General features: G+C 45.2%; 11 protein-coding genes. 7 read left to right on the top strand and 4 right to left on the bottom strand.

All coding sequences use genetic code 11. From position 1 onward, the window contains the following. Positions 1-224: 224 nt before the first annotated feature. The 3 genes from rtxA to rtxH are packed head-to-tail and all read right to left on the bottom strand — an operon-like array spanning position 225 to position 14,854. Positions 225-13,952 carry an MARTX multifunctional-autoprocessing repeats-in-toxin holotoxin RtxA gene (gene rtxA, locus AC5JQI_RS06160; protein ID WP_493914065.1) on the bottom strand — a complete coding sequence of 4,576 codons (13,728 nt, stop codon included), beginning with the start codon at positions 13,950-13,952 and terminating at the stop codon, positions 225-227. Positions 13,953-13,979: 27 nt separating this feature from the next. Further along, positions 13,980-14,441 carry an RTX toxin-activating lysine-acyltransferase RtxC gene (gene rtxC / locus AC5JQI_RS06155; protein WP_493914064.1) on the bottom strand — a complete coding sequence of 154 codons (462 nt, stop codon included), beginning with the start codon at positions 14,439-14,441 and terminating at the stop codon, positions 13,980-13,982. A 35-nt stretch (positions 14,442-14,476) separates the two neighbouring features. After that, complete coding sequence (gene rtxH, locus AC5JQI_RS06150) at positions 14,477-14,854, bottom strand: protein RtxH (protein ID WP_323854282.1); 378 nt, start codon at positions 14,852-14,854, stop codon at positions 14,477-14,479. A gap of 432 nt (positions 14,855-15,286) precedes the next feature. On the opposite strand from rtxH, the gene AC5JQI_RS06145 reads away from it, so the two are divergent. The 7 genes from AC5JQI_RS06145 (at position 15,287) to fur (ending at position 23,938) form a co-directional block, all read left to right on the top strand. Then, positions 15,287-17,392 carry a peptidase domain-containing ABC transporter gene (locus AC5JQI_RS06145; RefSeq protein WP_493914063.1) on the top strand — a complete coding sequence of 702 codons (2,106 nt, stop codon included), beginning with the start codon at positions 15,287-15,289 and terminating at the stop codon, positions 17,390-17,392. After that, on the top strand, positions 17,385-18,812 hold the full coding sequence (locus AC5JQI_RS06140) for an HlyD family type I secretion periplasmic adaptor subunit (RefSeq protein WP_493914062.1): 1,428 nt from the start codon (positions 17,385-17,387) through the stop codon (positions 18,810-18,812). Before AC5JQI_RS06145 ends, AC5JQI_RS06140 begins: the two co-directional genes overlap by 8 nt. Positions 18,813-18,814: 2 nt before the next feature. After that, a complete protein-coding gene (locus AC5JQI_RS06135) occupies positions 18,815-20,974 on the top strand; it encodes a type I secretion system permease/ATPase (protein ID WP_493914061.1) in 2,160 nt (719 codons plus the stop codon). Between the two features lie 107 nt (positions 20,975-21,081). Beyond that, positions 21,082-22,104 (top strand): GlxA family transcriptional regulator, encoded by a 1,023-nt coding sequence (locus tag AC5JQI_RS06130; RefSeq protein WP_493914060.1) that lies wholly within the window; start codon positions 21,082-21,084, stop codon positions 22,102-22,104. A 208-nt stretch (positions 22,105-22,312) separates the two neighbouring features. Then, a complete protein-coding gene (gene ybfE / locus AC5JQI_RS06125) occupies positions 22,313-22,603 on the top strand; it encodes a LexA regulated protein (RefSeq protein ID WP_237385970.1) in 291 nt (96 codons plus the stop codon). 175 nt (positions 22,604-22,778) lie between these two features. Further along, positions 22,779-23,312, top strand: coding sequence for a flavodoxin FldA (gene fldA / locus AC5JQI_RS06120; RefSeq protein WP_237385969.1), 534 nt, complete (start codon positions 22,779-22,781; stop codon positions 23,310-23,312). A 176-nt stretch (positions 23,313-23,488) separates the two neighbouring features. Further along, positions 23,489-23,938: a ferric iron uptake transcriptional regulator gene (fur, locus tag AC5JQI_RS06115; protein WP_323854288.1), complete on the top strand. Its 450-nt coding sequence runs from the start codon at positions 23,489-23,491 to the stop codon at positions 23,936-23,938. Between the two features lie 107 nt (positions 23,939-24,045). Here fur and AC5JQI_RS06110 read toward each other — a convergent pair whose 3' ends face one another. Further along, the gene (locus AC5JQI_RS06110) at positions 24,046-26,745 is read right to left on the bottom strand and encodes a beta-N-acetylhexosaminidase (protein ID WP_493914059.1); all 2,700 of its coding nucleotides are present in this window, start codon (positions 26,743-26,745) and stop codon (positions 24,046-24,048) included. Between the last annotated feature and the right edge of the window lie 203 nt (positions 26,746-26,948).

The raw sequence follows: 26,948 nt of genomic DNA, 5'->3' as shown, positions 1-26,948 counted from the left end.
AGAACTAAACATCATTAAGTAACACAGTACTTTTAAATTTAGTACAAATTCAAATATTTTTTTATAATTAATAATTTCTTTAATTAATTTTTTATTCCAAATGGATATTTGAACTTATCATGCGAATCCAAGCTCAATCAATTCAGAATTGCATAAAAAAATGGCCCACTATTGTGAGCCATTTTCATCAGTATAACTTATTTATAATTTTATATTTATGTTAATTAAACCAGTTTGGATTTCCCATTCGTTGTATCCGACCAAGCAGTCACGATTGTTGATTTCATCTGGCTATCAAGCGAGTCAATAAATCCACTGTCACCCATCTTAGGCGCAAACCCACTCATGGCCTGTACCAAAGAATCCACTGCATTAGCAGAGAGTGATGTGTATCCACGCTCGCCCTGTATGTCTTTATCTCCCATTTGGGTAATGAGATCCGCACGGTTGCCATTGAAGTAATTGTTGAAGGTGACAGAACCCATTGCTTCAAACTGCCCCTGTGCGGAGGTATCTTTGATATTGCGGTGCGTCAACAGAACCAAATCATAACCACTGCGTTGGAACCACAGGTTTTGCCAGTTGATATCGTTGAAAACAATCTTGTCGCTTTGCTTGATATCTTCAACCACATTATCAATCACATCACCGCTGACCACGAAGCTATTGACGCCCGAGCCACCCTTGAAGCGGTTTTGATATCCGCCCAGTACCAGTAAGTCATCACCGTCACCACCATTAAACTGACTGAACTTGGAAACTACATCCGCAATCAGATGGTCGTTACCTGTTCCACCGTTGATTACCGCGTGATATCCCATCAGTTTGATGGAGTTATTGCCCGAATTACCATCGATCCGGTTATAGTTGCCGAATACGGTGGCAAAGTCGTTACCTTCTCCCAAATCTGCCTGATTGTTGTTGCCAATGGTTACAACGTAATCCTGACCTTCTCCGGCACTAATATGGTTAAAGTTACCGGAAGCCACGATATAGTCGCGTCCCTTGTTGCCATGAATCACGCCACCTTCACCAAAGACAAAGATCTGATCATCACCATCTCCCATGAAGGCGTAGTTAGTGCGTCCGGCCAATACAGCAACGTCATTGCCTGCACCGCCAGACATCATGTTTTCACGCCCCATCAGAACACCGACATCATTACCTTCACCTCCCGTAAAGATATTTGATGTTCCTACAGAGTAAAAGACGTCATCGCCACGACCACCCCAGAAGTTGTTGTTATCTCCTAAATAAGCCCCCAGATCTTTACCGTCACCACCCCAGTTGAAATTGTAGTTTCCGAGGGAGACGTTGATGTCACCATCACCTTGCAGATGACCGCTATTGCGCAGGAAATCGAACGTTTTATCCTGTATGTTCAGCAAATCAGCTGTCAGGTTCTCTTTCAGGTTAGTCACCAGAGATTTCATCTCCGTTTGCTTATTCTTACTGAATAGTGTTGCAAACAGATTTGGCAGGTTCAGAGAGTTAAGTCCAAGAGCCCGGTCTGCCTGTAATTCTTCGGTTGTCGATACAGGTTTATTTTTTTCATTGATGGAAACATGCCCTTCTTGGTTTTCATCAGGCGCTGCCGCTTTTAGTCCGTGGCTTTTAGCAAAAGATTTCACACCGTCGGCTCCCGTCTTCAACCCTGCTTTCAGGCTGTCGAGCAATTTTGCCGGATCGGTGAAAGCTTGCAGTTGTGATCCGCTGAACTCACCGATGATTTCCAGCATTTCACGTAGAATGGCGATAGCCTCTGTACCCCCTATGGGCTGGCCTGAACGGGAGACAATACCGCCATTCTGGGTATAATCCACGCCAAAGATATCCGCCAGCGTGGTATCCGCACTGACACCAGCAAGGTTACCCAGTAGTTTATTTTTGATCTGACGTGGCAGGTCTTTAGGACTAAAGGTAAATGTCGTTTTTGCCATGCCCGTGGAAGTGTATTCCTGCGTCATCAGACCGAACAGTGAACCCAAGTTGGTATCCAGAATTGACTGGATGTTGTCACCAAACATAAAGTTCCAGTTACCCGTCGTTACCTGAATATCAGCACCCTGCCCACCAACAGCAAAGTTGAAGGCCAGTTTTTCATTCGCCTGACGGAATTTATCCGCACGACTGATTTTACCCATGTCAGGGGTATTACCACTTTTTCCCAACCACTGGTTGTATTTCTTGTTTAGTGTGCTTTCAAGATCGCTCTTCAAGCCACGGCTACTGCGTTCATTTTGCGAGTCGAGATCAGTCAGGGTTTCATAATCCACACTGCTGGTCAAATCGAGACCAGACAGATCACTGACATATTTCTTCGCGCTTTCCAATGTCCATTGCTGATTTTGGGCAGTCAGCCAATCCGGTGAATCATATGAACCGGCAATGTTCTGCAATACCCCGGAAATACGGGCAGCACCATCAAATGGATTCACCAATGGCGGTGTCGGAATGGATTTATCCAACATCACGATCAGATCGTTACTGCGTCCCAAGTTAAAGCTGATATTCCGGTTGCCCACAAACAGTTGCGCGCCTTCCAGTGCCTGATAGCCCGCAATATTGACACTGTGCTTGCTGTTACCGTCGCCGAAGTGAACCATTACGTTGTTGTCACCAAAGGCCAGAGACTTAAAGCCGCCTATACCGACCTTGATACCGAGATTGCTGGTTCCCCAGTTAATGGTGGTAAATTCTCCATCACCAAGATGTACCTGAATATTGCCGGAATAGCTCAGCTGCTTATTTGATTTCGATGAAGTGGCAAGATTATTTTCATCGTTTTCATTGCGTTTCTTAGGTGCATGGAATGTCTCCACGTTATCCGCAATAGCGCCCTGAGCTTTTGCATCAACTGCGGTGTGTCCCACGCGAGACAAGGTGATGTCATTCTCAGAGATACCACGGCGAACGCGTTCAGAGTGACTTTCGACTTCGCCCTTATCATTCCATCCCAAGACAATTTTGTTATCCGTGAGCTTGTGTACCCACTGATCCTGCGCATCTTTTGTATATTTGCGGCCAATGCTGTCTACTGCCACTTCACTGCTACGCGCCGATACAGTCGTGCGGACACCTTGCTCACCTAATGCCGAGATAAAGCGACGGGCAAAACCATTGCGCTTGTCATCGCCAATCAAAGAGCAACCCACAAGGCTGATATGATCAGGCGTATCGGCCTGTTTGAAATCAGTGCTGAACTGTTTCAGTCTCAGAGCCAGTTCATCCGCACTGTAGCCACTTATGCGTGTGTGGTTCTGTGCAGATTCCTCACGACCATGACCCACAATCTGCCAGCGCAATTTACCGGACTGTAATTTATCAGGGTTGCCATACACCACACGATATTGACCATTTGCATCAAGCTGGACAATCACACTGGAATCAGGGTGCTTACCGGCCAGATTTGCAGCAGCTTTCGCCGCAACCGAATCATTTTCCGTCTGGATAATAATCTGACCGCTAAAGCGACTATCACCACTTTCAGGCTGTGGTTTGACCGTAATATTTTCCCAGGATCCAACATCGTGGTTGTTTACATGAATGTGGTTTTCCTCAGGCTTCAGGACTTCAAGATAGCGTTTCAGGACGCTTTTTGTGCCCTTAAGGACTTCTGATTCGTCAGAATGACCCAGAGCTTCTAGATCTCCACCGACAACTCGATTCGGCTTATAAAGATTTTTTTCAAGCTGTGGTACATCGTCATAATGCTTGCGCAGACTGATATCATCCGCCTGAGCCGTGAAACGGTTATTTGCATCCACTTTAAGGGCCGGTAAACCAAGACGATGAGTCATACCAGGTACAAAATGATCAATACCTTCATGGGATTGCAGATGGGCATCACCATAAATGGCAACAAATTTCTCTCCCTCAGCTAATTGTCCCAAACGCTTAACCGCCACATTATTAGCCGCACCAGCACGATACATCAGGCCATGTTGTGATCCTTCTATTACCGGACGAGTTGTGCTGTTGTCATCCAATGCAATGATTTTGATCCCCTTACTTTTGGCCTGCTCAAATAAGTCAACAGACAAATGTTTGGTTTCAATCATAGCGGTCAGCTCAGCGGGCATATCTCCACCGGCCAAGAACTTATCTATCAACGGCTGAGCCAAATCCGAACGCAAATGCTCCAATCCAATAACGGTTACGCCATGAGTTTTCAACGCATCCATCTGCTCATTAACAAAACGCAATCCATTAAGATCTGAACCATGACTCTCACCGATCAGCAATCCTTGGCGATCCTTAAGCAGCAACGACAACTGGCTATTCAGATCTGTCCCGTCACTAAGCTGACGGTTGAGTTGTGTCAGTGCGTCTGAGGAATATTGTTTGTCCCAAGCTGTGATATCTGTCTGATGGGAGCTGTGATATATCGCTTCTATCTGTGCCAGCCTACCCTGTTCCAACTGTACCAAGTAGGCAGGGTTAGCAAACCGATTAAGTAAAATCGCTTCGTGTGAACCAGCGAAATTTGGATCCGCTTGTTTAGCGACTTCCTTAAGGAAATAGACCGCCATCTTCACATTTTCAGATCCGGTCATATCTAGTAGTTCATTATAACTGTAGCCAAGATGAACCCGTTTATTCTGCTCATCTATCCGGGCATTAATCAGCAATCCCTTATCTTGAGCTTTACTCAGGCATTGTTTGAAATCATCAAACTGATCACCCAAGTCCACATGGAATTTAGGATTAAAAGCGAGATCAGTGGGAACTTCCCCTTGATAACCCAGCTTAGCAGCAAGATAAGGATCTTCCTTCACCCAACGCACCATCAGATCTGTCAGTCCTGGTGTATCCCCACGGGCTTCATTACGGGCAATTTGGTAGATTCGCAATGCCATTTCAGGTCGAGTTTGGGCGATCTCCAGCAACGGGCTACGTACTTCCTGTAATGCACCTCTAAACATAATATCTCCCAGTTGCGTCTGTACGCCGCTCAAGGCAGTATTGCGTTTAGAATCAGGATGTTCATTAAGGTAACGGGTAATATGTTGATACAGTTCGAATCCTGCTGATAACTGCTCGTTTCCAGTCAGGTTATGAATATGGTCAAGTTTATCAAGAATTGTCTGATAAGAAGGACCAATCGGTTTGGCAAAAACTGAGGCTTTTTTACGTAAGCCATCCTTAGTAATAAGTTCATTCAGCGATGGAGTGCCATCATTCTCCGCGATGACCGTTTCTAGTGTCTTATTCTTACCCGATAACGCGGCTAACTCCTCCACAGGAGAGTAGTGTTGTTTTTTTGCTACCGTTTCAAGCTGCACTTCTTGTAATTTTTGCGCAAAATTAAATAATTCAGTTGGTGTCCAAACCCCAAATTTTGGCTGCCATGTATGCCCGATGACTTTATCAGCGCCCCCTGCCTTGAGCACTCTAGCTACGATACTTGAACAGTTGCCGTTTAACAGCTGATAACGGGCATCCGGATTCTGACTGATTTTCTGCCATTCTGCCTGCATTGCCGCCGCATCCAATCCAGCCAGATTGATACGGAAGACACGCCCCTGATCCGCCTCACTGGTTTTGAAGTCTTGGATATCACTCAGCTCATGTTCTGCAAACTGACGAATGATATTAGCAGTGTGTTCTTCTGCCAGTTCAGGAGTGTGTTGTTGTTTCGCAGCCGTACGCAGTGCTTCAGCAAATTCTTTGCCTAATTCAAACACATCAGCGCCGCCAGCTTCCACCCGTTCCACAAAAGACCGGGAGATGGACTCCGGTATCCCTGCGGATTGCAGAAACCTAGGATTCTCAAGCATCGTTATGGCAGTGTTTTCACTGAAATCCGCAAATCTTGCATAACCCTCTTTGGCAACCTCAAGTTCTTTATTAAATTTCGCCAGCTTATAGCTTCCATCCTGCATGCCAAATTTATCGCCTTCCTCAAAAGCAACATCAGTCTGCAGTAAGGTGTGTTGGCGGGCAGGCTGGCTGAGATCACGCCAACGCAGCCTCATATCCGGATAGCGCTCAGAAGAAACATTGAAAATGTTGCGAATATCGGAAGATTTGCTCCCTTTCGGCCACCAGCTGACGTAATTTTTCTCGTTGAATTCACCGGCATTTTCTGCACTGATTTGGGTGCGTCCTTGTCCAATCTGTAATGCGGCATGCCCCAAGCTGCTATGATCACTCGGTTTCCAGACAAACAGGGTTGCGCTGACCGGAGACAATTGTTGTTCAATCGCATGATGTACTTTTTTCAAGCCAGAGACATCAATTCCCTTACCATCTTTCGCCAAATCACGGGTATTCAGGTTTGCGAAGACTGCATCAGTCACAGACTGACCATATTCTCTGGTCACGGCAGCTTTAATCTGCTCAACAGCTTTTTCTGCACTTTCCGCTTTTATGCCAGTTTGAATGTTGGATTTACCACGGGTAACAAAATCACCCTGCTCATCAAGATAAAGATGCTTGGAATCTTTGAGTTTGGCGTTACCCAGTTTGTTGTAAAGCTCGCTGAAATTACCTTTTCCTGCGCTCTCCAGCGTCGGTTCCGCCAGTATCAGGGATTCTTCCATCCGCACATTGATCTGCGACAGCAAGTTTTTCAATACTGGAATTCGCGCAGAATCCGGGTGCCCCAACAAATACCCCTCAACCTGGTGATGCAAGTAGGTCAGTTTTTCTATTGCGTACAAGTCATAGTCTTTGCTGTTTTGCAGCGTATTTTCATAACCCTTGAGTGCATCCAGAACATTCCGGTAACTGTCACCCAGGATTTTACCCTTAACATAAGCCGCTTCTTGTAATTCAGACGCAGATATCAGCTCAGCTTTCGGTTTATAGCTCCAGCTACCTTCTACTTTTTGCGCCACAATACGGGTACGCCCCTGATCGTGGGAAACAATGCGATCGTCCACCAGATGCAACGCTTCGGGTAGTTGGTCGTAATTGTCATAGTTGGCAAGGATAAAGCGTTCAATGGCTTTGATTTGAGCCGGTTCTTCGGAGTCTTCCACAATGATTTTTTTGAATGCATCGCCGTTATTATTCAGCCACGGACAGACTTCAAAGCCTGAATAATCCTTTGATTTACGCACCAGCAAATTGCGCTCTTCACGCAGATCATAAAATGGCAATTCAGCCGCAGATATCGGCTCAGCTTTCGGTTTATAGCTCCAGCTACCCTCTACTTTTTTCGCCACAATATAGGCACGTCCCTGATCGTGGGAAACAATGCGATCGTCCACCAGATTCAACGCATCAGGTAGTTGATCGTAATTGTCATAGTTGGCAAGGATAAAGCGTTCAATGGATTTGATTTGAGCCAATCCTTCGGAGCCTTCCACAATGATTTTTTTGAACGCATCGCCGTTATTATCCGGCCACGGACGGACTTCAAAGCCTGAATCATCCTCTGATTTACGCACCAGCAAATTACGTTCTGTACGCAGGCTATAAAATGGCAATGCCTTATTCAGCAGGCTGTCAATCGCACTGGTTGTGATATTCAGATCAATCAATGTAGCCGGCTGATACTCACCAGGATTCAATTCCTCCAGTCTTTTCTGCTCGTCGGAACTGAATGAGTCAAAGCGCGCTTTAACAGAAACACCCGCATCGGTCAGACGGCGGCCAATAGATTCCGGCGATACGCCCTGATATTCACTGGCTGGTTTATCCAGCAGGCGAATTTCTCCCACCAGCCCTTCACGTTGCAATTGACGCAATACTGGCAGTTCAACATTCCAGAAGTAATTGCCAAGACGAATACCACCTTCCGACATGACATACACATCATTACGTGCTCCAGTCGCATAGAGTGAACTCCAGAATCCAGTATTACTATATGCGGAAGCCCTGACAACAGATAGCAAGTCATGTTTTTTAGCCGTATCGGACTGCATGCCCCAACTTATCAGTCTCCTGTTCAGTTCAAGGGCAAAAGAGTTACCTTTTATACTAGTATCGTAAACCACTTTCTTGCCGTCGGGATTTGATGAATCCAGAGCTTCACGGTAACCTTTGCGGTTTTTACCTGACCAGAACGACACAATACTTTTATCACCATATGCAGGTTCAAAACTATAACCGTAGCGCTCCAGCATTGAAATAAACTCAACACGCTTATTCCAGTCATAGTCAATCGTGGCATTGACGAACAATTCTGCCAACGAAGCAACCTGTTCTTTCGGTACACTGTTTTTATTTTTCGGATTGTTAATATATTCCTTAATATTATCAATCATCTCCTGCCTGACATCATTCGAAATGTCTGTATCAATGCGATCAAATCCCGGCACAGGGATATATTTATCGATTGCAATGCCGTTGTCTTTATTCCAGCTATGGCCTTTATCCAGCCAACGGTAGATATCCGCAACTTTTTGCGCTCTTGCTCTCACGGTTGTGGAAGAAGCTCTTTCTGACCCATCAGCCGATTCTGGCTGACCATGCGGTTCGCCCAGTGCTTGCAGGCCACTGAGATCCAACCCTGAAATTTTCGGTGTGCTTCTGGCCCATTCAGTCACGCCATCAGCAGGCTGGCTAACCGGCTGATGCACTGACATTTCTCTATGGCCAGATGTCAGTATAGATTTCTTAACCCGTATTCCCGCATTGATCTGTAAACGATCCAGCGCTTTTTTTGCATCGGCAAGTTCGTTCAGATTTTCATCCAAATGTTGCAATTTTTCACTGAATCCACCATTAGCCTGAACGGTCGATTCAGGATTGATACTACTCTTGGATTGTTCTGCTTTTTCAATGTGTTCAGAATAATTAGATTCATAAGCTTTACCTGACAGGCCGCTGCCGGTTGCACCTGTGCGCTTCGGCTTATAGCTGCCATCAAGCTTGGAATTTTTGGCATCATTTTGTACTTGCGCAGTTTTACTGTCTGCCGCAGAAGCCTCATTTTGACCACGCTGTTCTGCCTTCAGCGCAGCCGATTTGCCATCACTTCCCGCCTGATTAGCCCGTTGCTCATGGTTTAAGGCTTCTTTTCTCCGGTTTTCGGCCTGGAGGCGAGCTTTTTCAATATCCTGCTCAGCATGCTGCTGGTTTTGCTCACCTTTGAGCTTGCCCGCTTCTGATTTGGCAACCGCATCCTTGATATCGCCCAGACGCCCCGCTGCCGCTTTTTGTGCGTTATCTAATTGGTTCCGTACAGTCTCGTCTGCTTTGTCCAATTCGGTCTGAACACTTTTCAACAATCCATGAGCAAACCTATCGCGACTCTGTTCACCGGATTCTCCATGATAGATGGCATGGCTGTTCAGCGCTTCCAATCCTTTGACTTTTGCCTGTAGTTCATCGGTTTCTGCCTGAGCTTCATCCTGAATCGCATTGCGCTGGGTCTGTCCGTTAGCGTTCAGTGCATCCAGATCTGTGTTTTCCAGTTGGGCTTGTGTAGCAGAGATAGACGCCTGGTGTTTATCACGTTCCTGTACCAAACGCTGGCGATCGGTTTCTGCCCGTGCTTTATCCTGCAACGCATTCTGTGCTGCTTTATCTTGCTTCATATGATCAGCAATACCGCTGTCCGATAACTCAGATTTTGCAACAATGTTATCCAGAATGTAACCAAAACCATCACTCTTGCCGGTACCTACAAACTCCAATCGGTTGCTGCCCGCCTGTGCCGTCAGAGTCAATGTGTGGGATTGCCATTTGGCTTCACCCGCGTAATCCGAGAACACGAGCTTCTTATTCCATAGCACCCGCATACCATTATCATTGGAACTCTTGGTACGCCTTGCAAAGTCAAAGCTGAGTTTGATGGATTCACCCGCGGTGAGATTACGAATATCCTGATAAATACTGGTATTATTCTGAACATCAAGCTCACTGACACGCTCACCATGCCCTTCAACACTGAGACCGTATGACTTAGCTGAATGGCTGGCTTCAATGCCGTTGGTGTGCTGCCATCCCTTGTCCCCTTGTTCAAAATCACCATTGATGATCAAGTTACGTGACTGATTTGGATTCAGGCGTTTTTCATTGCCGAGTGCATTCTCGATACTACCAATATCTGGGGCATCAACACCCGTCACAGAACCTTTCAGACTGCCCTTCAAATCAGAAGTGATTTCATCGATTTCTGTCAGTTTAAAACCATTCAGGGAAGAGATTTCTGGCAGGTCAATGGCACCACGTCCCTTATGGGTTCCTGAGGTATTGGCTTCATCGCCATTTACCAGGTAGTTGATCCCCTGGCTGCCTGCTACTCCCAGCAAGGTTTGCTTGATATTGCTAAACAGCGTGTCCAGTTTATTGCTCTCAGTGTTGCTTTCCGCTACTGAAAGGTTGTAGAAATCACCGTTACCCACCTGAATTGCCACGTTGTTGCGGGCATAAGAGGCGTGGACGTTTAAGCCGTCACCCACATGGATATTGGCATTGCCCTTACCTTTCATGACGGAAACATTCAGACCATCACCCACTTTGGTATTGACGTTGAATTTACCCCACGCCACATTGACGGAAACACCATCTCCGACTTTAGTATTGATATTCAGATCGCCATGAGTAGCCGTCACACTAAGACCATCACCGACGGTAGTTGTGATGTTGCCCTTGCCTTTGGCGGCAGTGACTTGTATACCATCACCCACTTTGGTGACGATATTGCCCTGGCTCCACAATGCGTTAAAGCTGTCCCCGTTACCTATTTGGGTCACAATATTGGCTTCACCTTTGGCGAGAACCACATTGCGGCCATTACCCACTTTGGTGATCACGTTGGCCTTGCCCCAAGCTCCGGTATAGTCATCACCATTGCCTACATGAGTGACAATATTGGCTTGCCCCTGAACGACCGTCACTTCCTGACCATCGCCGATTTTGGTGATGATATTGGCTTCACCTTTGGCAAAGTTATAGCGATCGCCGTCACCGACATGCGTCAAGACGTTAGCTTTCCCCCAAGCCGCGTTGATGCCCAATCCATCACCCACTTTGGTGATGATGTTAGCTTCGCCTTTTACGAACCCGACTGTGGTTCCATCGCCAAGATGGGTCATGATGTTGCCGATTTTGGAAATCAGTAAACCGACCGTTGTTCCGTCGCCCACTTTAGTCAGGATATTGCCTTTGCCTGACAATAAAGTCGCCGTTGTGCCATCGCCGACATGGGTGATTACGTTGGCTTCGGAAGCCGCCACTACTCCCATGAAATCATTACCGACTTTCGTCACGATGTTGGCTTTGCCTAACGCCAGTACTCCCGTCAGACCATCACCAACATGGGTCATGATATTGGCTTTGCCGAACATGGCCGCCAGCGTTGTACCATCACCCACTTTCGTCATGATGTTAGCTGAACCGCCAAATAAACCGATACTGGTTCCTTTTCCGACATGGGTATAAATGTTGGCTTCACCTATCATCAAGGCTGCCGTCAGATCATCGCCGACTTTGGTCAGCACATTTGCCCCGCCAATCATGGCGGCAAAAGTGGAACCATGACCAATTTGGGTAAAGATATTGCCTTTGCCAATCATGGCAGACAGCGCATCACCGTTACCGACTTTCGTTGCAACGTTACCTTTGGCGATCATCAGGGCAACACTCATGCCATCACCAACATGGGTGAACACATTGCCGAATGCCAGCATCAGCGCCAGAGCATCACCGTTACCGACTTTAGTAAAGATATTGCCTGCACCACCCATCAGCGCCCAGGCATTCTCTTCACCAACATGGGTGAAAATATTGCCTGCACCTACCATCGCGGCAATCGTAGTACCATCACCCACTTTGGTGAAGATATTGCCCGCAGCGCCCATGATACCGAGTGTTTGTCCATCACCCACATGGGTCAGCACATTCCCCAGACCCAACATAATGCCTGTGGTATCACCGTTGCCGACTTTAGTCAGGATATTCGCGCCGCCCAGCATGATACCGGTGGTTTTGCCATCACCAACATGTGTCAGTACGTTAGCACCACCCCCCATGACCGCCTGTACATCGCCCCTGCCTTTTTTCGTCAGGACATTGGCACCGCCCAAGGCAATGGCTTTTGTATTGAAAGCTTTTGTATCGGAAGAACTATGATTGTTGCTGATATGGGTAATGACGTTGGCACCGCCAAACATGGCGGATTCCAGATTGCCTTCACCCACCTTGGTCAGAACGTTTACCCCGCCAACCAGTATTGAGGAAACATTGCCGTTCCCCATTTGGGTCAGAACATTCGCACCACCGACACCAGACCAGAAGGCATCACCATTACCAATCTGTGTATGGGTATTGAAACCACCGCCCATAGAGATGCGGCTGTTACCATGACCTTTGTGAATAGATATATTGCCGACGGCCAGAAGATGGGCAAGATAGCGACCATCTCCAATGCGGACCAGCACGTTTGCTGCACCGCCCGCATTGACATTCATGTCACCGCGCTGGCTTTGGTGAAGCAGTACGTTAGCAATACCGACACCATCGAAGCTCAGGTTTCCTTCTTTACCTTTTTTGATGATGACGTTTGCACCACCAGCGCCGTTGAATTTTGTATTGCCAAACGCAGAACTATGTTCAATGATGTTGGCAATACCCGCACCATTAAAGTACACATTGCCGCGTGTTACGTTGGATTGAATAACGTTGCCGCCACCCGCTCCGTTAAAATGAACATCACCGGAACTTTCTTTATTGCCACCTTCCGCAGACCCAAATAAATCTGATTCGCTGTATTCGTGCATATTGGCAACACGCGCAGAAGCAGAAAGAACCACATTGGTACTGTAATGAAGGTCACTCAGCGAATAGCTGCCGGTTCCCATATCGTGGTAGCCATTGCTGTAAGAAATAACTTCATTCGCCAGATTAGCCGTGTGATCCCCCTCCTTATACCAAGGACGTGCAAGGTATTGCAGCACGCCGGTCTTGGGATCGTTTCTCAGCTCAACCACAACGATTTTTGTATGTATGCCCAGTTTCTTAGCGTACACATAAGTATTCGGCATCATACGATTGGATTTCACCGCTTGTACATCGACGGTTGTCCCATCCCTGTATATCGCATCGCCGCCCATTTTGGCATCTGACAACGTGATATCCGATGCTTTAACCAAGGCACCATCGCCATAAGTTACCCAAGCATTCTCTGTTAGTTTTTTCTCAACAGCATGTTGCGTAACAGCTTGTTGACGTTCAACATTCAGATTTGACAGGGTATAGGCACCATCTTGATTGACGGCCACAAAACCGCCCTGACCAGAAATATCCTGTTTTTCGAGGTCATTGAGGTGCTTACCCGCTTTATACCAAGAGGTGGTGTAATATTTTAATCGGCCTGTTTCCGGATCATTGCGAAGCTGGACTTTATTGATTTTGGTATGATCATTATCCGCAAATGCAAACAGATAGGTGTTCGGCTCCTGTGCCGATTTAATACCGCTTACCTGATGGTCGCTTCCAATCCATGAACCATTCATGGTCGCTTCTCTCAGTATGATCTCTTCAGCTTTGGCGTATTCTAGCCCTTTCCCACTGAAGTCATTGCCGGCTCCCTTGCGGGTAATTTTGTTATAGCCACCGGCTCCCGTGAAATGGATATCGCCATGTGTAACATCAGAGTACAGGCTGTTATAAAAACCCCCACCTTCAAACCGAATATCACCCTGTACGCCTTTGCGCACAATGTTGTTGTATCCGGATCCCCCTGTATAATCGATGTTACCGTTATCACCTGTGTGATTGATCTCCAACCCACCGGCAGCACCGGTAAATTCTACGGAGCCATTATGCGTTTTATTAACGAAGAGATACCCTGCTCCCCCCTCAATCGTGTCATTTCCCCACGTTGTATTGACTGTTGCGCTAAGACTGGCGATAACAATGTGATCATTCCCGCCATAAGCGTTAATAACTCCGCCCATGTAGAGATTGATAGCAGTTATGTCGTTTCCATCGTTATCATCTTCATATTTACCCGTAAAGAAGTATTCCGCACTACGGTTAGATGATTTCCCCATAAATAATCCTGGTGTTAGATAAAAAAATTAAACTGAGAACCACTGTACTTTGCGGATACAGTGGTCATTTTGAACATCCAGAGTTCCCCTGACTGTGCAGGCTTTTTGCCCTTTCCATGCCGCAAAGACACGCCGGCGAAGATCACAGGCAATGGCACGAGCATGTCCGAAAGGGGCAATCATCTCTGGAAAAAAGATATGCTGACCGGAACACCAGTCTTCTAGTGATATTTCTCGCTCTCCGGCAAGAATTACGTCCCGGCTACGGTCAGATAAAAAAGCCCAATTACAAAAAGCAACTGGGCGTTGATGTTTATCTTCGTAATAGCAAAACTGATTAAACTGGAACGACGGCAAGATACGCTGTTGCCACTCTGCAACTAAGTAGCGTCGGTGCAAAGGGGAGTGCTGACAAAGCAACATCACCCCACCAATCATTGCCTGTATCTCAGCAGTACTCAGTGTTGCTGGTTGATGTGTAATCATCATAGGTTAGCAACTACCTGATAAGCGTTCTACTGATATTATTTTGATGTTTCAGAATTGCGGGTTACGCGTTTTTTAGGCTCAATGGTTTCTGCAACAGCAGGTTCTGCCGCGACAGGCGCCTCTCCTTCATTTATCTCAGAATTTAGTTCAGGCACAGGTAAAAAACCAGCGGCGATCAGCTTATTGATTTCAGCTTCCATTCTCGGATCTTCAAGCATATTTTTCACCATGGAAACCATATACATAAAACCGGACGCAGGCATGTGAATAACTTGTTTCAGTTGTAACTCCTGATCGCTTTCTGCCAGTGTACCATTGGCCATTCTATTAGGTTCTTGCCCAACAAAATAAAGAGAGAAAACCCCTTTATTGTAATTAACACTTGAAATGGTTTGTACGAATTTCTCAGACATATTATTATCCAATTAAATAAATATTAATATAATGTTAAATTTGCATTAAATTAAATTGATTAAATCATAAATGAACCCCATATTTATTATGGTTTCATTTATGATTTAACTTTATTGTTACAACTTCCTGAGCAGAATAAGCTGAATCAAAAAGCAAAATGGTAAGTAAAATATGCGCTGATAAATAAAATGATTTGCAGACTACTTTGACCGAAAATATATCTATTCACCTGATAAAATCAAGACATAAAGTGCAAAATGTCTGTTTAACCACTGCATTTTGTCCTAATGACCAACACTCATAGACTCCTTGATAGCAGATAATGTACTTTGCAGGATTTATTTAACTTATTTTATAAAAAAATGCCATAATATTTTCAGGTTATCTCCTTAACCGGAGATTCGATTGTTATTAAAAATAGATTTCCTTTAATGAATAAAACAGAAAGAAAAACAATATCATTAATTAAATTAATAATAATGATATCTAATAGAAATCATACTGACACACACAATAAAAGCTTAAGTGATAATGATGATTATATTTCTGCCTTAAACAAAATACAAAAAGAATATCATATTAAAATTAAAAATAAATATTCTATAAATAAGAAGTTAGAAGCCATTTCGCTACCTGCTATTTTATTCGGCATTGATGGTCAGCCTTTCATTCTGGCAAAATATGATGAACAACGGGTATTGATTCAAAAACCTTATCAGGAAAAACCAGAGATATTAGATAAAGCAGAATTTATCAATTTGTGGAGTGGCAGATGGATGAAAATAAAACAAAAAAGTAGCCAATTTAATATTCGTTGGTTTATTCCTGAATTTGTCAGACAAAAGAAAAACCTCACGGAGATACTCCTGTTTTCTTTCGTTCTCCAGATTCTGGCACTTATTTCTCCTCTGGTGGTGCAAGTGGTCATGGACAAGGTTCTCGTCCATCAGGCATTTTCTACACTGGATGTACTGATCTTTGGGCTGGTGGTTGCCGGGTTGATTGAAGTGATCCTTCAGGGGCTGCGCGAATACCAGTATGCCCACACCGCCAACCGGATTGATATAAAACTGGGACTGAAACTGGTTCAGCACCTGTTCGGCCTGCCATTACTGTTTTTCAAAACCCGTCAAGTGGGAGCAATTGTGACACGGGTACGGGAACTGGAAACCGTTCGGGAGTTTTTAACCGGCTCCATGTTCACACTGTGTATCGATGTTTTGTTCATGTTTGTCTTTATCTACGTCATGAGCCTGCTGTCCGGTATGCTGACCCTGCTTTTTCTGCTGACCATACCTGCTTATGTTCTGCTTGCGTGGTGGGTTACCCCAAAAATCGAAAAGGCGGTGGAAAAACAGTTCACTCATGCAGCAATTAATACTTCTTTCCTGACCGAAACCGTCGCGGGTGCCGAGACGTTGAAAAGCCTTGCGGCTGAACCTCGCTTTATTCGTCGCTGGGATAGCCAGACTGAAAAGATGGTCAGCACCAGCTATGATGTACAGCAATGGGATAATCGCTCCGGTCATATTGTGATGATGTTACAAAAAGTCACCAGCGCCGTGATTATCTGGCTTGGCGCTTCAGAAGTTCTTTCCCTGCATATGACCATCGGTCAGCTGATTGCTTTCAATATGATGGTAAGCCATACCCAACAACCATTGTCCAAACTGGTGCAGCTCTGGGGGCAATTTATCCGTTCTCGCATCGCCATTGATAAACTGGGAGATATGCTGAACCTGCCGACAGAATATCAAGCAGGAAATGAACAAGTTAAATTACAGGGAGCCATTTCACTCTCTGATATTGTCTTCCGCTATCAACCCGATTTACCCCCCACTATTCACCATTTCACGCTGAATATCCGGGCGGGTGAAACCGTGGGTATCGTGGGAACCTCCGGCTCGGGTAAAAGTACTCTTGCACGTTTGCTGCTGCGGCTTTATGCCCCGGAAAGTGGGGCCGTCATGTTGGATGGCATTCCTTTACAGAATCTCAATATTGAATCTATCCGACAGCAGATCGGTATCGTGCTGCAAGAAAATTTTCTGTTCAATAAAACAGTCTATGAGAATTTATCACAATCATGCCCTGATGCCCCGTTGTCCGCAGTGATTGAGGCTGCAAAGCTCGCGGGTGCACACGATTTTATTCTCAAGCTGCCAATGGGCTATGACACGGTGATTGCTGAAGGTGGTCAGTCCTTATCAGGCGGTCAGCGGCAACGTCTGGCCATTGCCAGGACGCTGCTCTCAGATCCAAAAATCCTGATCCTTGATGAAGCCACCAGCGCGCTGGATGACGAATCACAGGCCGTTATTCAATCCAATATGGCAGATATTTCCCAGGGCCGGACAGTTATCACCATTGCACACCGACTCTCCACGGTACGTCAATGTGACCGGATTATTGTATTGCACCAAGGCCAAATCATTGAACAAGGCAGCCATGAACAACTTCTGCAACAGGGCAAGCACTACCGGAAACTTTGGCAATTACAACAAGAATTAAAGCAAGAGGAGCCTTCCCATGCTTAAAGCGATTTTTACGCTTAAGACGGTTTTCACACTTAAGGCTATTTCCACACTTAAAGCCATTTCCATGTCTAAGGTTATGTTACGCAAAGGAATGGAAAGGTTACGTGCGCCTTCCCCCGATTATGATTTTTTGCCGACGCATTTGGCGTTATCACAACGTCCGCCTTCCCCGTTCGCCCGTTATACAGCGATAACCCTGAGTATTGGAGTTCTGGGTGCCCTGCTCTGGGCCTGTCTGGGGAAATTAGACGTACAGGCCACCGCAACCGGACAACTGATTGCCTCTGGCCGTTCCCAAATCATTCAGGCTTATGAACAGAGTCGCATTATTGCCATTCATGTGGGAAATGGGCAGCACATTGAGAAAGGTGCGCCGTTGATTACACTCCACACACTGGGGGTTAATCAGGATATTGCCCGTCTGATCGAACAACGTGATTATCTGACAGAAGAAGAGATTCGCTATCAGGCCCTGCTCGGAAAACATGATCCCAAATCCCTGCCACTTTTCCAGCAACAACCTGAGGGCAGACAGGAAAAGATCCTGAAGCATTATCAACACGAAAAACAGGAATTCGATTCAAGCATCACCAATATCTACGCAGAAATGGAGATCAATGTCACTTCTCAGAAAGCGCGGGATAGTGATATTCAGTCATTGAAAAATCTGCGCGAAAACATCAGCCAGCGTTTACAGGCGCGAAAAACCTTGAGCCAAAAGCAGGTCATCAGCAAGGTGGAATATCTGGAACAAGAGAAGGAATTTCTGGAAACAGAAAGGCTGATCGCCCAGCAAAAATCGGATCTGAGTGTTCTAATCACTCAATACAAAAGTCTGGAAGAACGTTTAAAAAGTGTAAAAGTACAAAAAGAGCGGGAATGGTTTGAGAAAAGAAAACAGGCCGAAATGCAATTGGCTGTACTGAAACAGGAAATGTCCAAAGTACAGGAGCGGGAAGAACTGGAGATTGTACGTTCTCCTGTAACCGGCACAGTCCAGCAATTGAGTGTCCATACTCTCGGTGCAGTTCTACAGCCTGCCCAGAATTTGATGGTGATTGCGCCGGATGATCATGTCCAGCTTGCTGAAGTCCAGATCCTGAACAAAGATGTCGGTTTTGTCCGCGCCGGACAGCATGTCACGGTCAAGGTCGATGCTTTCCCTTATACCCGCTACGGCACGATTGAGGGAGAGTTATTGAGTATTTCACGGGATTCCGCCACGGATGAGCGATTGGGTCTGGTTTTCCCTGCCCAAATCAGCCTCAGGAAGAACAATATTATGGTGGATGGAAAACCAGTCGAAATCACGGCAGGTATGTCCATCGTTGCGGAAATCAAAACGGATCAGCGGCGGGTTATTGATTATCTGCTCAGCCCGATTCAGGAATATCAATCTGAAGCATTGAGGGAGAAATAATCATGACTGACAATTTTTCCTTTACCAGTGGCGCGGATTCCACTCTGCAAAATCATGCTTTGGAGTGCATTGCCTATTTGGGGAAACAATTTCACAAAGTGGCTTCTGTCGAACAAATACACCATGTGCTGGGGCTGGATTCCCTGATGCTGACAGATCCGCAACTACGTGAAGCCGCTGATTCGCTCGGACTACACAGCAAATTTGATCGCCTGACTCCCGCAACTGCTGCCACAATACCTTTACCTGCATTAATTGAGTTGGAACAGCGCTGGTGGATATTATCAGAAATCCATTCTGACGGATTTACTGTGTTTGATCCCACTACCGGAAAACAAGAAATACATCACTTACCCAAAAAGCATAAAGCGCTAAGTGAACCCAAAGAACTGAGCGAATATAAAATACTGCTGGTGGCAGATAAGTCCCTGACCAAGCAACAGGTCAAATTCGGAATGAGCTGGTTTTATCCTTCCATTTTCAGGCAAAAAAACCAATTGCGGGATATTTTCCTGTTTGCCATTGTGTTGCAGCTTTTCGCACTGGCATCACCTTTGCTGTTTGAAAACGTTATTGATAAGGTACTGGTCGGGCGGAGTATCTCTAGTCTGCATGTCCTCGGTATGGCGATGCTGTCACTGGCATTGGCTGAACCCTTATACAGCTTCCTTCGCAACACCGTGTTTGGGCATATGGCCAGCCAAGTCAATTCGGAACTTTCCGGCAGGCTTTACCGCCATTTAGTGGGATTACCCCTGCCCTATTTCAAGCAACGTCAGACAGGCCAAATTATCTCCCGCGTCCGGGAAATGACACAGATCCGTCAGTTCTTGACTGGCTCTACGCTTATGCTGCTGCTTGATCTGATTTTCATCATTCTGTTTCTGGGAGTCATGTTTCATTACTCCTCCCTGCTGACATGGATCGTGATAAGTTCTCTGGCGCTCTATTTCCTGCTCTGGATCACCATCGGGCCAATCATTCGGCGAAAGGTAGAAAAAGAGTATGAATCTGATGCCAATGCCGTTAGTTTCCTGACCGAAGCCATTACAGGCATCGAAACCATCAAAACTACCGCAACGGAAAAACGCTTTTTGTACCAATGGAAAAAAGTGTTGAGTCAACAGTTGATCCAACGTTTTTCCGCCCAGAAAAGCGGACTGGTAGCAGGACAAGGAATCAGTCTGATCCAGAAAGTTGCTGCGGCACTGCTTTTGTGGTGGGGTGTCAGAGGTGTGCTTGATGGTGATTTGTCTCCGGGTGAATTGATTGCTTTCAATATGCTGGCGGGGCACGTTACCCAGCCGATCCTGCGGTTGGCTCAGGTCTGGCAAGATTTTCAGCATACGCTGATCGCCCTGCGACGGGTCGGCGATATTCTTGATGAACCTATGGAACACAGTAAGCAAGGGCTGGCATCGGCACCCGAACTGGCAGGCCAGATTGAATTCAGAAATATTCGCTTCCGCTATCATACTGATACACCTGAAGTTCTGGCGAACCTGTCACTGGCAATTGAGGCCGGAGAATTTATCGGCATTACAGGGCCGTCAGGTTCAGGCAAAAGTACGCTGACCCGATTATTACAGCGCCTATATGTGCCACAACATGGTCAGGTTTTGGTGGATGGCATGGATTTGGCGATTGCTGATCCTGTATCGCTGCGACGCAACATGAGTGTTGTCTTACAGGAAAGCATTCTATTTTCCGGCAGCATCGCGGACAATATTCGCTTATGCAAACCCAATGCCAGTGATGAAGAAGTCTATCAGGCAGCTGCCTTAGCAGGGGCGACTGATTTCATCAGTACATTTCCCCATAAGTTCGCCCACCCTGTTGGTGAAAAAGGGAATAACCTTTCTGGCGGGCAACGCCAACGTATCGCACTGGCAAGGGCATTGCTGAGTAACCCAAAGATCCTGATCCTTGATGAAGCCACTTCTGCACTGGATTATGAATCTGAAGCTGCCATCATGAGCAATATGGATGAAATATGCCGAAACCGAACAGTGATCAGTATTGCCCATCGGCTGAATACCATTCGCCATGCCGATAAAATTTTCGTTTTGGATCAGGGAAAAATTGTTGAATCAGATTCACACGATGCCCTTGTGCAGCAAGACGGTTTATACGCCCAACTTTGGCATCAGCAGACTAAGTGATTATCAAGACGGAAAATTCATTGGAGACATAAGGCTTATTTCCCCTTAGAATTAATTTCATTCTGAAATTAATATAACAGAATGTTCTTAAGGAAGAGAATATAAATATGAAACAAGTCGCTATCACTGCATTGGTTTTTTCTCACACATCTGTTACATCGGTTGCCATGCCGATTGAAATACTGACCATTGCCGCCAACACCATTGGCGGCGCTATTCCCCATGTCAACATTATTTCCCCTGCAAACCCACAAATAAATGACACCAATAGTCTATTTATGGTGGCTGATTATACTTCCTTCCGTAATGATACCGACAGTTCTCCCCACCGTATTCTTTACCCCCCTCTTCCCAATTCTCTCCACTTAAAGGATCTGAAACCCGATATCATTCTGATCGGTTCATTGGGTTTTCCTGAATGGGAACCACGGCATTGTTCACAGGAAATCATGGAATGGCTCAGGACTATGGATAAAAAACACATTCCCATCGTTTCAATATGTTCAGGCACTTTCATGCTGGCAAAAGCAGGATTATTGCAGGCAAGTGCAACCATTCACCCTCATTTTGCCTCTGAATTCAAAACGTTGTTTCCTCATATTCCGCTTTATAGTGATAAAAAGGTCATTCGTGACAATCACCGTTTTTGTATCTCGAACGCTTACGGCGGTGGTAGTTGTATGTTAAATATTGTGGAGTTAATTTATGGACAATATGCCAGAGATCAATGTGCAAAATTTCTGTTAGGTGAAAATGACAGCGAATTATCGTCAGATTCCGTCAATTTTACGCCATATCGCCAACATGACGATGTATTGATCCACAAACTGCAAGACTGGATGCATGCTTTTCCTTCTGAAATTTTATCCGTCACTGATTTAGCCAATAAGATCCATCTTTGTGAGCGGCAAATGAAACGCCGCTTCAAAATCGCCACAGGAAAAACACCAATCCAGTATATCCAGCAGATCCGTTTGTCACAGGCAAAACTCTGGCTGGAAAAATCCCAAAAAACCATTGAAGAGATCAGCCATGAAGTGGGTTATGAAGATACCCGTTATTTCAGGGAATTATTTAAACGTTACAATGGGCTGACACCAAAAGAGTATCGCCAGAAATATCACCATTAAGTTTTTTTCTGCCAACTAATTTTGCACTTTGCAAATAATTAGCAACACTAATAAATGATTTGATTTTCTTACCCGCATGATACGAAAAATGCTTACATCATAAATGTTGATTCTAACAATCTCCCCCATCAACCAGTAGCGACACGCGTCCAGCTAAGGTATTATTGCCCGCTATATTATTGGTACACGCCCTTTATCAATTGAATTTATGGCAAAAGAACAAACTGATCGCACCACACTGGATTTGTTCGCAGATGAACGCAGGCCAGGGCGACCTAAAACAAATCCGCTGTCCAGAGATGAGCAGCTTAGGATCAATAAACGTAATCAGTTGCGACGGGATAAAGTCAAAGGACTGCGTCGAGTAGAACTCAAGCTCAACGAAGATGCTGTCTATGCACTGAATCATCTGGCAAAACAGCGCAATATTAGTCGCAGTGAGCTGATTGAACAGATGCTGTTAGCTCAACTGGCAGAAAAAAATCACCTTGCCGATTAACTGATTTTACTCAACAGCAATGAAACGCTATCACCACACAAATCTGACAGATTTGTCATGGATGTTTGGTCAAAATAACGCTTTTCATTTTATTAAAACTAACATTTTTCCTGCTGATTTCAGCGCAATGTGCATAGGCTTAATGCACATATAAAACAAGAGGTTAACCCATTTTATGGCAATAATAGGTATATTCTTCGGCAGCGATACAGGCAACACAGAGAACATCGCCAAGATGATCCAAGAAAAATTGGGCGGTGCTGATGTTGCTGAAGTCCGCGATATTGCCAAAAGCAGCAAAGAAGACATTGAATCCTTTGATATTCTGCTGCTTGGCATCCCAACTTGGTATTATGGTGAAGCTCAATGTGATTGGGATGATTTTTTCCCGACATTGGAAGAGATCAACTTTGAAGGAAAACTTGTTGCTCTGTTCGGCTGTGGTGATCAGGAAGATTATGCAGAGTATTTCTGTGATGCTATGGGCACCATTCGCGATATTATTGAGCCTAATGGCGCCATTATCGTAGGCCACTGGCCGACCGAAGGATATCACTTTGAAGCCTCTAAAGGCATGGCCGATGACAATCACTTTATCGGTCTGGCCATTGATGAAGATCGTCAGCCAGAATTGACTGATGAACGAGTTGAAGCTTGGGTGCAGAAAATCAAGACCGAAATGAGTCTATCAGAGATTTTGGGGGCATAAGTTTCCCTTTCCCGCAGGATTATTCTTGCATAATGTGTCATGATATCAGGTCTGGCATGGTTTTCATTTTGAATATCCATGCCTATAATCAGCAACGTGAAACAGAATTATGATTCCCTCACGATACACCTAAGTATCATAATTTCACTTAACTCAAGTTACAGGACTGAATCCGCATGACCGACAACAATAAAGCATTGAAAAATGCTGGACTTAAAGTAACACTTCCACGACTAAAAATTCTGGAAGTGCTACAGGACCCAGAATGCCATCATGTCAGTGCGGAGGATCTCTACAAAAAACTGATTGATATCGGTGAAGAGATTGGCCTCGCCACTGTCTATCGCGTGTTGAACCAGTTCGATGATGCCGGCATTGTCACTCGCCACAATTTTGAAGGTGGTAAATCGGTTTTTGAACTCACTCAGCAACATCACCATGACCATCTGATTTGCCTTGATTGCGGTAAAGTCATTGAATTTAATGACGAGTTTATCGAAGAACGTCAGAAAATCATTGCTGACCGTTATAAAATTAAGCTTTCAAACCATAGCCTTTATTTATACGGTCACTGTGCTGTTGGTGATTGTCGCAAAGATAGCGCTCTGCATGATGAAAATTCATAAAAAGTAAATGTAATAGAGAAGTAATGATGTAATTTGCTTTTGGTATTTCATTTAGTTTGAATAGCAATTGCCGATTAGCTAAGCTAATCGGCAGTTCGCTTTATGCGTTAAAATTTTACTTCTTCTATCCGGCTAAAACGTTTCCCATCGGTACTGACTGAGCGAATTTTCACATTATCAGTGACATAGGGGCGCTGCCTGTCATCGTAAACCTGCCATGTTTTGCCATCATCCAATGAATACTGGATAACAACACCCGGAAATGCAATATTGGCTTCAAAGACTCCCCCAACAATTCTGCCACCCGGCACAGGCAAACGGTACGAAACATTGGCCTTATCCAATTTAGCCAGTTCATTCTGCCCTATCAGATTGGCAAAACGTACCCAGTCATGATGAAACTCAGCCATATCGACATAACGCGTTATTCCGCCTTTAAATTCTCTTCCCTGCTGATAATCCAACTCCCAACCCGCTCGATGCCATGCCCGTTCCGCCAACGGCAGTAAACGCGGATAAATCATATATTCCATCTGTTCATCCGTTCGTACTGTTTCACTCCACAATTGCCCTGACATTCCATAAGCACCCTGCCAGCGTTTATTGCTGTGGGCATTGAAGTTATTGCCGTCGCGATCTACCGATGTTTCTGCATTTTGTGGCAGGTTATTCGGAGCAAAGCTGAAAATTTTCTCCTCATCATTAAACCGAGTTGCCCAATAATAACCACGCTCTTTCGGATTAACTTCATACGGCATATCGACATAGACATAATCAGGATTGGAAACAACGACCCGATAACCTTTATTTGCCCAGTCATTCACCGAATCATAGCCCCCCCAGTAGAGGGTATCCCAGAAGTTTACCGCAATATGTTTAGTGGCGAAGTCTTTGGCTGATTTGGCGTGCTTCAAGCCGTCCTGCCATGCCTGCATTGTGTCAATACCGTGAGTATTGACGATCTTACTGACTTCAATGGCAAAGTAGCTGGCGAGTTCATCAACATCTTTAATCACACCCTTCGCTATCATCTTCTGGCAAGCCTTGGATTTAGCCCACGGTTTGTCTTCGATTTTTTTGTTAATAATCCCTTTTCCCGGCACAATTGGACCGTCTTTATCCTGATACCCTGCGCCCAAACGAATATTTTTTGCTTCATCCCCACCAAAGTGCCATGTAGTTAACGGCAATCCGGCTTCTTTATGCATGGCAACAATTTCGCTTATTACCTTATCGATAAATTTCTTGGAGGAATCCATGCACGGATTAAGGTAACTCCGGCGATCGTAAAACTGTACGGATGTGGTGTTTGAGGTATCAGTCGGATCAAGCAAACGATATTCACTGGCTTCTTGTTCTTTACCCTGTGCCATTAACCTCTTATAACGCGCTTCCATTGATACAACAGCGGCACGGGCATGAGCCGGAATATCAATTTCCGGGATCACTTCTATCTGGCGAGCTTTAGCGTAGTTCAGAATATCAATGTAATCCTGACGACTGAAATAACCGCTGCCCATGTTATTGTTATTCGGCCCAGATCCCAATTGTGGCAATACGCATTTAGTCTCGCTTAGATCATGGCAGCGCTGGCTACCAACTTCTGTCAGTTCCGGTAAGCCGGGAATTTCCAGACGCCAACCTTCATCATCACTCAAGTGGAAATGGAATTTGTTCAACTTGTAGTTAGCCATTTGATCGAGCAGACGCAAAACGGCTTTTTTGCTGTGAAAATTGCGCCCTACATCAAGGAACACGCCACGGTATTCAAATCTCGGCGCATCTTTTGCCCTCAATGTGGCTATTTTAGGTGTGCCGTTGGCGGGCAATAAGGAAAACAGAGATTGCAGACCATAAAAGACACCAGATTGATCAAATGCAACTATCTGTGCTCCTTTGGTTGTGATTTCCAACGAATAAGCGCCCTTTATTCGCCAGTTACCGGTGAATTTGTTTGCATTAATTTGAGTCGCAATATGATAGCCGTTATCCGCTAATGGAATATGATGGGATTTGAAACGGTCTCTGATCACCTTAATAGATTTATCACCCACCCCGCCCAATTCTAATTTCACGCCCCGGGATAAATCGACATCCTGAGAATGAATGGAAAGTTCTCTCGGTGTGGGGATAATCTGTCCACGCAGTTTACCCTCGCTCGCTTTTACCACCGATTGGTTTTTCGCAAAACGATTTTCAGGTGTCATCAGAGTATTATGATCTTCCGTGATACGTTTCCACAGCTCACCTTCCAGATCAGATAAATATTGACTGATGTCTTCTGTATCGGTATTCGCCAGTATCTTAGGGACGGCATCGCCGGAAGTCGCATACCAGCGAGGCATAAAATCTGTACTGTAAATTTGCCAATACTCTCCGATTATTGGCAGGACAATCTTTTCATTCGCGTTGATGCCATTGAATTTCTCTGTCGGCTCCAATTTATGTAAATCCCCCGTAATATGGGTGATTTTGTATTGGTCATTATCGAGTTTCAGGATCTGGCGAATGCTGTGAAAATAGATCGCCCAATCAGCAGAATGGATCGCTTGATTACCATTAATCAAGGTGATATTAACCCGATTACAAGCAGCCGAATCCGCACCAAGTATGGCGCAATCTGTGCCATGTGATCCGGCCTGATTATCAATGATTTTAAAATTAACTTTTAACTGGCTCAGTGAATCCACTACTTGTTGTGGTGACATCCGTAGTGATGCTGAGGATGACATTTCCGCATGAGAACTTCCAATAAATCCAACTACCGTGATGAGTGCTGCCAAAGTACGTAATTTAACGGTTTTCATAAATTACCTCGTCCGAATTTATTATTCTTTTCATTGGGTAAATATTGTACAAACCTGAACAGGCAATAACCCTAAACAATATGTGACTATAAGGCAACTTTTAATCTTAACTGGACGAGTTAATTTTCATTACAATGCTTTTAAACATAAAAAAAAGCGTGGAAATAATCACGCTTTTTTAGTGTCACAGGCGAGTTAACCTG

This window comes from Xenorhabdus sp. XBWT (assembly GCF_059072735.1).
Note: the sequence above shows the minus strand (reverse complement) of the source record. Positions and strands in the feature narration are given on the sequence as shown.

What these genes read in the sequence shown, in the direction of transcription:
- rtxA (WP_493914065.1), bottom strand. Translation starts at nt 13,952, where the DNA reads ATGGGGAAATCATCTAACCGTAGTGCGGAATACTTCTTTACGGGTAAA.
- rtxC (WP_493914064.1), bottom strand. Translation starts at nt 14,441, where the DNA reads ATGATGATTACACATCAACCAGCAACACTGAGTACTGCTGAGATACAG.
- rtxH (WP_323854282.1), bottom strand. Translation starts at nt 14,854, where the DNA reads ATGTCTGAGAAATTCGTACAAACCATTTCAAGTGTTAATTACAATAAA.
- AC5JQI_RS06145 (WP_493914063.1), top strand. Translation starts at nt 15,287, where the DNA reads ATGAATAAAACAGAAAGAAAAACAATATCATTAATTAAATTAATAATA.
- AC5JQI_RS06140 (WP_493914062.1), top strand. Translation starts at nt 17,385, where the DNA reads ATGCTTAAAGCGATTTTTACGCTTAAGACGGTTTTCACACTTAAGGCT.
- AC5JQI_RS06135 (WP_493914061.1), top strand. Translation starts at nt 18,815, where the DNA reads ATGACTGACAATTTTTCCTTTACCAGTGGCGCGGATTCCACTCTGCAA.
- AC5JQI_RS06130 (WP_493914060.1), top strand. Translation starts at nt 21,082, where the DNA reads ATGAAACAAGTCGCTATCACTGCATTGGTTTTTTCTCACACATCTGTT.
- ybfE (WP_237385970.1), top strand. Translation starts at nt 22,313, where the DNA reads ATGGCAAAAGAACAAACTGATCGCACCACACTGGATTTGTTCGCAGAT.
- fldA (WP_237385969.1), top strand. Translation starts at nt 22,779, where the DNA reads ATGGCAATAATAGGTATATTCTTCGGCAGCGATACAGGCAACACAGAG.
- fur (WP_323854288.1), top strand. Translation starts at nt 23,489, where the DNA reads ATGACCGACAACAATAAAGCATTGAAAAATGCTGGACTTAAAGTAACA.
- AC5JQI_RS06110 (WP_493914059.1), bottom strand. Translation starts at nt 26,745, where the DNA reads ATGAAAACCGTTAAATTACGTACTTTGGCAGCACTCATCACGGTAGTT.